The sequence below is a fragment of the Micromonospora sp. NPDC049580 genome, assembly GCF_040675595.1.
In the GTDB taxonomy this organism is placed as follows: domain Bacteria; phylum Actinomycetota; class Actinomycetes; order Mycobacteriales; family Micromonosporaceae; genus Micromonospora.
Map to the genome: position 1 here is coordinate 1 of NZ_JBFAPG010000242.1, position 9,214 is coordinate 9,214.

Annotated in this window: 9 protein-coding genes and 1 pseudogene; 5 read left to right on the forward strand and 5 right to left on the reverse strand. The window is 72.0% G+C overall.

From position 1 onward, the window contains the following. Positions 1-33: 33 nt before the first annotated feature. The 5 genes from AB0J68_RS19365 to AB0J68_RS19385 form a co-directional block, all read right to left on the reverse strand. Positions 34-606: a hypothetical protein gene (locus tag AB0J68_RS19365; protein WP_354855522.1), complete on the reverse strand. Its 573-nt coding sequence runs from the start codon at positions 604-606 to the stop codon at positions 34-36. 92 nt (positions 607-698) lie between these two features. Then, entirely contained in the window at positions 699-1,058 is a 360-nt protein-coding gene (locus AB0J68_RS19370) for a hypothetical protein (protein WP_354855523.1), read from the reverse strand. Continuing rightward, positions 1,055-1,618, reverse strand: a complete 564-nt coding sequence (locus AB0J68_RS19375; protein WP_354855524.1) for a hypothetical protein — start codon at positions 1,616-1,618, stop codon at positions 1,055-1,057. Before AB0J68_RS19375 ends, AB0J68_RS19370 begins: the two co-directional genes overlap by 4 nt. Further along, entirely contained in the window at positions 1,585-2,127 is a 543-nt protein-coding gene (locus tag AB0J68_RS19380) for a MauE/DoxX family redox-associated membrane protein (RefSeq protein WP_363939740.1), read from the reverse strand. The genes AB0J68_RS19375 and AB0J68_RS19380 overlap by 34 nt, the downstream gene beginning before the upstream one ends. Positions 2,128-2,137: 10 nt before the next feature. Next, positions 2,138-2,647, reverse strand: coding sequence for a hypothetical protein (locus AB0J68_RS19385; RefSeq protein ID WP_363939733.1), 510 nt, complete (start codon positions 2,645-2,647; stop codon positions 2,138-2,140). A gap of 555 nt (positions 2,648-3,202) precedes the next feature. On the opposite strand from AB0J68_RS19385, the gene AB0J68_RS19390 reads away from it, so the two are divergent. From AB0J68_RS19390 to AB0J68_RS19410, 5 genes and pseudogenes are all read left to right on the forward strand, one after another. Beyond that, positions 3,203-6,466: a BTAD domain-containing putative transcriptional regulator gene (locus tag AB0J68_RS19390; RefSeq protein ID WP_363939734.1), complete on the forward strand. Its 3,264-nt coding sequence runs from the start codon at positions 3,203-3,205 to the stop codon at positions 6,464-6,466. A 302-nt stretch (positions 6,467-6,768) separates the two neighbouring features. Continuing rightward, positions 6,769-7,428 (forward strand): response regulator transcription factor, encoded by a 660-nt coding sequence (locus AB0J68_RS19395; RefSeq protein ID WP_363939736.1) that lies wholly within the window; start codon positions 6,769-6,771, stop codon positions 7,426-7,428. Positions 7,429-7,548: 120 nt separating this feature from the next. Next, positions 7,549-8,169 (forward strand): TetR family transcriptional regulator, encoded by a 621-nt coding sequence (locus AB0J68_RS19400; RefSeq protein ID WP_354855527.1) that lies wholly within the window; start codon positions 7,549-7,551, stop codon positions 8,167-8,169. 163 nt (positions 8,170-8,332) lie between these two features. Then, positions 8,333-8,728, forward strand: a pseudogene (locus AB0J68_RS19405) (FAD-dependent monooxygenase); the annotation flags it as partial. Positions 8,729-8,828: 100 nt separating this feature from the next. Continuing rightward, the coding region (locus AB0J68_RS19410) for an FAD-dependent monooxygenase (RefSeq protein WP_363939738.1) at positions 8,829-9,214 on the forward strand (386 nt) is incomplete at its 3' end.

Sequence of the window (9,214 nt, forward strand, 5' to 3'; positions counted from 1 at the left end):
GGCCGGGGCCCCACGTCGGGCCCCGGCCGAACCTCAGATCACGGACGACACGACCACCACCATGGCCGGCAGCAACGCCGTGGCGACCGCCGCGGACTGCACCAGCCGCCGTGGCCCGGGACGCCCCAGGTCACTCACGCTTCCATGACCGGCGAGAATCGCCACGACCAGTGGACCGGTGAACGCGCCACCGAACACCAGACCACTCCACTGCGGAGCGACGTTGAGCAGCGCCGCCACCAGCAGCACCCAGGTCGTCGCCGACACCCGGAACGTGCTCCACATGAGCCCGGTGTCCAGACCCCAGATCATCGGCGGAACCCACCACGGGATGTTCTCCCGATGGCCCAGTTCCTTGGACGTCTGTCGGCGCAGCCCGGGGGCGTACGAATCCGTCCGGATCGCGTGTACGTCGAAGGCCGCCGCCACCAGTGCCGCCACGAGACACAGCCCCACGGTGAGCTGGGCATCGAGCCGCCCGGCGAACAGGGTGCCGACCTGGTACAGCGACGCGGTGACGAAGCCCGCCATGGCGATGTGCGCGACGGACAGTACGGCGACGAAGCGCAGACCGCTTCGGACGAGACGGGACGAGTCCCCTTGCACGAAGGGGCGGATGACTCCGATGAAGGACTGGCCTCAAGGGCTGAAGAGCTGGGCGAAGCCCGCCACCGCGGCGAGCACGATCGTCCACAGAACTACCATACGTACCAGATCGAGCAGGCGAACGGACCGGACCAGCACGAGGTCTTGCTCTTGCTGCACTCACCGCAGCCGTACGTGCGGCTGCCGCTGGTGCAGGTCCAGAACGTGCGGTAATAGCCCGACGGGCAGGTGTAGCGATCGGGTTCGACCGCGTAGTGGCACCGGGTGCAGCTGGCCAGCGAGCAGCAGGGCGACCCCAGGCAGTCGGCCACCGCCGGGGATGCCTTCAGTACGGTGGCCAGGCCGGCGACGACCGCGGACGCCGCGCCCATGAGCGCGAATCGGCGGCTACGACGGCGGTCGGTGAGCACCGCCGTCTCGGTCGGTGTCACGCACTCCATCTGATTGGTCATAGCCGTACGGTTCCTTCCTTGGCGACGGGCAGGCGGGACGGGACGGTGCGGGCGTTCAACAGCGGTTGCAGTTGCCGGAATGACGGCAGTGTCTGGGCCAGGAAGGCCTCACCCGAGCGGTAGAGGACCACCGACGGGACGGTGTCGATGCCGATCGCCCGCGCGACATTTTCCTCGACATCGATGGTCGCCCGGTCGATTGGTATGTTCAGTCCTTCGAGCCAGGCGCGGCCCTCCTGCTCGGAATGCGCCTGCTGCAGGACGATCCACACCAGTTCCAGGTCCTTGCGGCGCAGGCCCTCCGCGATTGACCGGCAGGTCGTGCAGGACACGGACAGGAAGAGCAGCGCGAGATGCGGCTGCGCGTCGAGTCGTGCCGGAAGCCCGACCAGGGAGGGCCTGATCGAGTCGTCCATCGGGATCGGGATCGGCGACGGGTTGTCTTCGAGCTTGAGGGACGTACGGATCAGTTCGAGGGTTTGATATTGGTCGATCAGCGCCAACACGCAGATCCCCATCAGCACGCTCAATGCGGCGACGACGACCCAGAGGAAGCCCATTGACTCTCCAACACTTTGAGGTAGCTCCAGCTCCGCAGGGCCAGAGGCAACAGCTGACGGACGACGGTCGCCAGGCACAGCACCAGCGCCGTCACCGCGACGGCGTCCGGACCGACGAGCAGATCTGATGAGTCGCGGTGCGCCGTCCAGGCGACGGCGAGCCAGATCGGGAGCAGCGCGAGCTGCGTCCAACCCAGCTTCGCCTCGGACGTGCCGCCGAAGCAGGCACAGCGCACCGAGGCGCCCCGTGCCAGAGCGATCGACGCCGCACCTGCGAACGACGCGCCGAGCGCGATCACGAGGCCCGCTGTCACCCAGGCGCGCGGTGCGGTCAGCAGGAGGACCGCGGTGACCAGCTCCGCGCCGCTGACCAGCAGTGCCAGCACGCGCGGACGCGGCATCCTGAGCGCGACGAGCGTGCGACGGAAGGCGATGGGCGCGGCGAGCTTCTGACCCGCGGTGTAGAGCAGGACAGCTGCCGCGACGATCCGCACCGTTGCGTCGATCATCGGCACCAGCTCAGGCCGGGACGACCGCGAGGACCTGGGCGTCGGCCAGTTCCGTGTCCAGGACGCAGACCCGCACCCGCCGTGCGGTCCGCTTGTCGAGCAACGGCGAGGCGGCCAGCCGCTGGCCCGCGACCGCATAGCCGCTGCCGTCGCGCTTCGGCACTCCGGTCACCCAGTGCACCACCGGCACGGCGGCCACGGCGAGGCCGGGCCACAGGTCGGTCACGGTGACCAGGTCACCCGGTCGTGGGGCGATTCCGTCCGGGAAGCCGGCGAACGGAACACGCTCCGCCGCCCGGATCGCGGTGCGGTTCGCCACCTTCGGCGTACCCACCACGGCGCCGCCGGCCGCCACCGCTGACACGCGGGCCAGCTCACCGCGCGAGCCGGCCTGTGCCGCGACCGTCCCCGGGTCGGCCGATGCCGACTCGCCCGAGACGGCCACCACGGCGACTGTCGATCCCACCACGGCACCAACGCGGAGGATCTGCCGCCGCGATAGTCCCTTTTCCTGGTTCATGCGTACTCCTCGGATCTGGTCCCTGAGGACGATCTACCGGTATCGGCGCCCGAATCGAGCGAGAACCCGCGAGTCCGGAGCGACGCCGCGGCGGACTGGGGCTGCTCGGTCGACCACCCCGCCGGGGTCGCCTCGACCGTGCTGCTGATCGACCCCCGGCGCGCCCCCAGTGCGCTCCGGATGGTCCTGACACGACGGTGCCTCGCGAGGTGGTGACGACGGCGTCCGGACGATGGGCAGCACCAATGTGTCTCCGGACATCGACGCTGCTCTGGATCACTCCCATCACCGTTTCAAGAGAACAATTCAGGGGTCCAGGTCCCAGCGATGTTCTTGAACAGATCTTGACCGAAGCAGCCACGACAAGTGGCGGCCGCACCGCGCCGGGCTTGTCCGTTGTGGACTCCAGGTCCCGAAGGGCGTTGAGACGCCTCGGCAGGAGCGTGACCGACGACACGGACGGCTGATTCAGGGGTGGGCGTCGATGGGCCGTCGGCTGCGTGTCGATGGTGAGATCATTTCCAGCGTCGTGGATGCCTACGGATCGGACCGGGCGTGGACCAAGCGGAGGACGGCCTGCAGATCCGGCTGCTGGGTCCGGTCGGCGTGTGGCACGGCACCCGCTGGCTGGGCCCGTCGGCCGCGCAGCAACGCACCGTGCTGGCCATGCTGGCGTTGGAGTGCGGAAACATCGTTCCCATCGATCGCCTGGTGACGGCACTGTGGGGCACGGCACCGCCCGCATCGGCTCGTAACGCGGTACAGGGCTGCGTCTCCCGACTACGGGCCCTGCTCAACTCGGTTGACCCGCCGCCACGCACAGCCGAGCTGGTGGGGGTGGGGACCGGCTATCGGCTCACCGTCGACCGGTCCGCGGTGGATCTGCACGACTTTCGGGACCTACTGCGGTCCGCGCGCACGTGCGAGCCGCAGCAGGCTCGTGAGCTGGTCGACCGCGCTCTGCGCCGATGGCGGGGGCCGGCGTTGGCGGACGTCGCCGGCCCGTGGCTGGACGAACTCGTCGCCCCACAGCTGAACGAGGAGCGGTTCGCGGCGGTTGAGCTGCGAGCCGACCTCGACCTCCGGCTGGGCCGGTACGGTGACATCGTCGACGATCTGTCCGACCTCATAGCCGACAACCCGGCCCGGGAGCGTCTGGCGCTGGCGGTGCTCATCGCGCTGCACCGGTGCGGCCGCCGGGTCGACGCGCTGACCCTGTTTCGTCGGGTCCGCGAGAACCTGGTCGAGAGGCTCGGCATCGAGCCGGGCGAGGAGCTCCAGCGGGCCTATCGCGCAATGCTCGCCGGCGCCGAGCCCGTCGCGGAACCCGCGGGGCAGCGGGTGCGGGAACCGACGGGCGTGGTGCCGCGGCAACTGCCGGCGGCCACCCCCGGCTTCGTCGGCCGCCGACGCGAACTGGCCCTCCTCGACGAGGCGCTGAAGGAGCGGGCGGCGCCGGTCGCCGTCGTCTGCGGCCCAGCGGGGGCAGGCAAGACCAGCCTGGCGGTGCGGTGGGCGCACGACGTCCACCACCATTTCCCCGACGGACATCTGTTCGTGGACATGCGCGGGTTCCACAGTCGTCCACGCCGGACCCCCGGTGAGGCGCTGCCGCTGCTGCTGGACGCGCTGGGCGTCACCGCCGACCGGATACCGGCCGAGCCGGACGCGCAGGTCGCGCTGTACCGTTCGACGCTCGCCGGTCGGCGCGTTCTGCTCGTACTGGACAACGTCGCCGACGCCGACCAGGTGCGGCCACTCATTCCGGGCGGCCCGGACTGCCTGGTGGTGGTGACCAGCCGGGACCGGCTCAGCGGCCTGGTCGCCCGGGACGGTGCCGCTCGGCTCACTCTCGACGTCCTACCTGCCGCCGACGCGGTGGAACTGCTCGTCGGCACCGCGGGGGCCGAGCGGATCAACGCCGACCCGGCCGCTGCTCGGGAGTTGGCCGAAATCTGCGGGCACCTGCCGCTGGCCCTGCGCATCGCCGGCGCCCGCCTGGCCGACCGGGCGCACGTGAGCGTGCGCAGGCACCTCGACGAGCTGATCGCGCGGGGCCGGGTCGCGCAGCTGCGGGTCGAGGGTGACGACAGCACCGCCGTCCGGGCCGCGTTCGAGCTGTCGTACCAGGCGCTCCCGGCCCCAGCGGGTCGGGTGTTCCGGCTGCTCGGACTGGTGCCGGCACCGTCCGGCCTCGCCGTACCCGCGGCCGCGGCGTTGACCGGCCTGCCCTGCGACGATCTCGAACCGCTCATCGACACCCTCGCCCGACTGCACCTGATCCGAATCACCCGGGCAGCCCGGATCGTCAGCCACGACCTGCTGCTCGAGTACGGAGCGCAGCTCGCCGCCGAACATGGCGACGCGGCCGACAATGCCGCCGCCGTGCACCGGCTGCTGCACTTCTACCTGCATGCTGTCGCCCGGGCCAGCGCCGCGCTGAACGGCCCGTCGCGGCTACGGCTGCCGCCGGATCCACCGCCGACCGGCGTACGGATCCCTGAGCTCGACGATCAGGCACCCGCCCGCGAATGGCTCGGTGCGGAAACGGCGAATCTGGTGGCGGCGCTGGAACACGCGGCTGCCGACGGCCGAGACCGGATGGCGTGGCAACTCGCCCACGCCCTGTACGACTTCCTCCGCATGCGGACGCCGCTGAGCCAGTGGCGGTCGATCGCCCGGACCGGGCTCAAGGCGGCCCGCCGCGACGGCGACCTTCGCGGCGAGGCCGTGATGCGACAAAGCCTGGGACTGCTGAACTGGCGTACCGGCGATCTGCGCGCCGCCCGCGCCGAGTACGAGGCGGTCGCGGCGCTCGCCGCCCGAGCCGATTGGCAGGTCGGCGCCTCGGCGGCACACTGCAGCATCGGTATCGCACTGGCTCAGCTGGGCCGGCCCCGGGCCGCGATCAGCCGGTTCGAGCAGGCTCTCGTCATCGATCGGGAGATCGGCGACCGCCGAGCCGAGGCCGGCACGCTGGCAAACCTGGCGGCCGCCTGCGAGGAGGTGGGCGAGCTGGCCGCGGCCGCACGGCACGGCGAACTGGCGATGGGGTTGCTGCGGGCGACCGGCCAACATCTGGGCGCCGCCGTGGCCAGCGAGAACCTCGCGCTGGTGGCCCGGGAGCTCGGCCGGCTCGACGAGGCGCGGACGGCAGCGGAGGAGGCGGTGCGCGTCGGCCGGACGATCGGCGCCCGGCACGAGGAGGCCGCTTCGCTCACCACGCTCGGCCGCGTGCACGGTGACGCGGGACGCTACGCGGAGGCCGAGGAGGTGCTCCACCTCGGCCTCGACATCGTCCAGGGACTGCCGGACGGCCGACTGGAGGTGGTCACCCAGACCGCGCTCGCCGAGGTACTGCTGCGGCAGAGCCGGCTGGCAGAGGCGGGCCGCCGGCTCGATCTGGTGCTTGACCTGGCGGATCGGACCGGCAACGAGCGCGCCCGGGTCGAGGCGCTGATGCTGCTCTCCGATCTCAGCGCGGCCCGCAAGGAGTTCGACAGCGCCCACGAGCACGCCACCGGTGCGATGGCAGCGGCCCGCGCCGGTGGGTACCGGCTGGTGGCCGGTCAGGCGCGCAGCCGCCTCGCCGCCGCGAGACTGGGCCTCGGCGATCCCGCGGGGTGCCTCGTCGAGGGCCGTCCGGCGCTGCGCGTCCAACGCCGGGCAGGGCAACGTCTCGCGTACGCCCGCACGTTGATGACCGTCGGCGGCGCGTACGCGGCGCTGGGCCGTCCGTCGGCGGCTCAGACCCGATGGCGGGCGGCACACGAGCTGTTCCGGGAGATCGGCGCCGCCGAGGCGGCACCGCTCGGCTAGCCGGGACGCCGGTCAAGACTCTCTCAAGTTCGATCGCGACGCCTCGACTGCGAGTCCCTCAAGGACCAGTATTCCGGGCGGAGCAACCATGCCTCGCGCCCTCGACGTCCGACCCTCCGATCGCCACCTCAGCCAGAAATCAGCGCCGGCTCAGCGCTGTCGGCTGTTATTCGCAGCGGAACGACCCCCCCGTCGTTCGGGACTGACGAGGTGCGTCGACGACGTCGCCGGCCGCCCTGGCCGCCGGCGATCCCGCTCTCGCCCCGCGCCGGGTGGGCGCCGTGACGACGACAGGCGGGGCGATGCGGATCTTGCTCGTGGAGGACGACCGGCGGATCTCCGCGGTCCTGGGTTCGACGCTGCGCCGGTGCGGTTATCAGGTGGAACACGCGTCGACCGGTGCCGCAGCGCTCGTGGCGGCCCCCTGCGACCTGGTCCTGCTGGATCTCTGTCTGCCGGACGGCGACGGATTCGCCGTGTGCCGGGCGCTGCGGGAACGCAGCGCCGAGCTGGGCATCATCGCGGTCACCGAACGGGGCGAGGAGCGTGGCGGCATCGTCGGCCTGCGGATGGGCGCCGACGACTACGTCGTCAGGCCGTTCGCGATGGACGAGCTTCAGGCGCGCATCGAGGCGTTGCTGCGGCGAACAGCACGGCAGGGTCCGCGACCGTCCGACGTCATCGACGTCGGAGGGTTGCGGATCGACCTCTCGGCCCGCACGGTCCACGTGGACGCCCGGCCGGTGTCGTTGACCCGCAAGGAATTCGACATCCTGGCCTCGCTCGCCCGTCGACCCGGCCTCGCGCTCACGCGCGAGCGCATCATGCTGGACGTGTGGCAGACCACCTGGTCGGGCCGGCGCACCCTGGCGGTCCACGTGGCGGCGCTGCGCGCCAAACTGGGTCGGCCCGAGTTGATTCAGACGGTACGGGGACTCGGCTACCGCCTCCCCGCCGAGTGAGGCCGCCCGGTCACCGAGGATCGGGAGTTACCCGATCGTCGGGTGAGCTGGGCACCGGCGACCATCAGTTTGCGTGGCACGCATATTTGCGGGGCGCGCAACTAGTGCTAGGGTGGTGGCATGACGGGGCTGCGGGAGCGCAAGAAGGCCGAGACGCGGGCGGCGCTCGGCTGGGCCGCGATCCACCTCACCGCGGAGCGCGGTTACGACAACGTTCGCGTCGAGGACATCGCCGAGGCTGCCGGCGTCTCCCCGCGCACCTTCAACAACTACTTCTCCAGCAAGGCCGAGGCGATCGCCTCCCGCCACCTCGACCGCAGCCTGCGCACCGCCGCCGCGCTGCGGGAACGCCCCGCCGACGAGCCGCTCTGGGCGGCACTCACCCAGGCCTCGCTGGAGCAGTTCACCCGCGGCCCCGAGGTCGACGCCATGCCGTCCCCCGCGCACGCCCAGTGGGTGGCCGGCGTACGCACCATGCTCGCCGAGCCTGCCCTGCAGGGCGAGCGGCTGCGCGCCGTCGCGATCGCCGAGGCCGAGTTGGCCGCCGCGGTCGCCGAGCGCACGGGCACCGACCTCGCCACCGACATGTATCCGAGGCTCGTCGCGGCCGCCGCCAGCGCCGCGGTCGCCGTCGCCATGCAGCACTATCTCGACAGCCCCGACCCGCCCACCCCGATCGAGCGCCTCATCACCGACGCGTTCACCCAGGTCGCCGCCGGCCTCCCCGCGCCGCCCCGCTGAGGCCCGCCCCTCGCTCACGGCACCACCCCAGCCACTTCTTGTCCGCGTCACACCCCACGGCGGGCCGGTCGCGTTCCGCGCCTGCCGCGGCGATGACGCACACCCCGAAGGGATCACGATCGTGATCGATGTACTCATCGTCGGAGCCGGCCCCAACGGCCTCATGCTCGCCTGCGAACTCGCTCTGGCCGGCCTCCACCCTGTCGTCCTCGAACGCCACGCCACGCCCGGAGGCGAGCCCCGCGCCAACGGCCTCGTCGGCCAGGTCGTCCGCCTGCTCGACCGGCGCGGCCTCTACGCGCGGCTCAGCGGCGAGAGCACCCCGCCGTCCCCCCAACCGGCCTTCACCTTCGGCGCGTTCCCGCTGGATCTCACGGTGCTCGCGGAGAATCCGCACTACGTGCTCGGCGTGCCGCAGGCCCAGCTGGAGGCCACCCTCGCCGCCCGCGCCGTCGAGCTCGGCGTCGACCTGCGCCGCGGCCACGAGGTCGTCGACCTCCGCCAACGCCCCGACGCGGTCGAGGTTCACCTCGCCGACGGTACGCAGCTCACGTCCCGTTTCCTCGTCGGCGCCGACGGCGGTCGCAGCGCGGTGCGCCGCCTCGCCGGCATCGACTCCCGGCGCCACGTTCGACCGGTCGGTCTCCCGCACCGCCACCGTGACCGTCCCCGCGTCATCCCTCGACCCGGAGACCGGCGGGCTGTGCGCCCCCGGCTACGGCGTCGTCCCGCCGTTCCAGCACACCCGCACCCCGCGCGGCATGATCGCCTGGGCGCCCTTCCCCGGCCGCCCGGCGATCCTGAGCACGACGGAGTGGCCCGACGCGCCGACGAGCGACGAGACCCCCATGACCCTGGCGGAGCTACGCGCCAGCGTCGGCCGGGTGCTCGGCGTCGACGTCCCCTTCGGCCCACCCGACGGCCCCGGCCTGCTGCGGCGGCTGACCGGCGGCAACACCCGCATCGCCGCCCGCTACCGCGCCGACCGGGTGCTGCTGGTCGGCGACGCCGCGCACGTGCACCCCGCGATCGGCGAGATCGGAAG

Excerpts from the sequence above, each read along its gene's own strand:
- AB0J68_RS19370 (WP_354855523.1), bottom strand. The coding sequence starts at position 1,058 with ATGACCAATCAGATGGAGTGCGTGACACCGACCGAGACGGCGGTGCTC.
- AB0J68_RS19375 (WP_354855524.1), bottom strand. The coding sequence starts at position 1,618 with ATGGGCTTCCTCTGGGTCGTCGTCGCCGCATTGAGCGTGCTGATGGGG.
- AB0J68_RS19380 (WP_363939740.1), bottom strand. The coding sequence starts at position 2,127 with ATGATCGACGCAACGGTGCGGATCGTCGCGGCAGCTGTCCTGCTCTAC.
- AB0J68_RS19385 (WP_363939733.1), bottom strand. The coding sequence starts at position 2,647 with ATGAACCAGGAAAAGGGACTATCGCGGCGGCAGATCCTCCGCGTTGGT.
- AB0J68_RS19395 (WP_363939736.1), top strand. The coding sequence starts at position 6,769 with ATGCGGATCTTGCTCGTGGAGGACGACCGGCGGATCTCCGCGGTCCTG.
- AB0J68_RS19400 (WP_354855527.1), top strand. The coding sequence starts at position 7,549 with ATGACGGGGCTGCGGGAGCGCAAGAAGGCCGAGACGCGGGCGGCGCTC.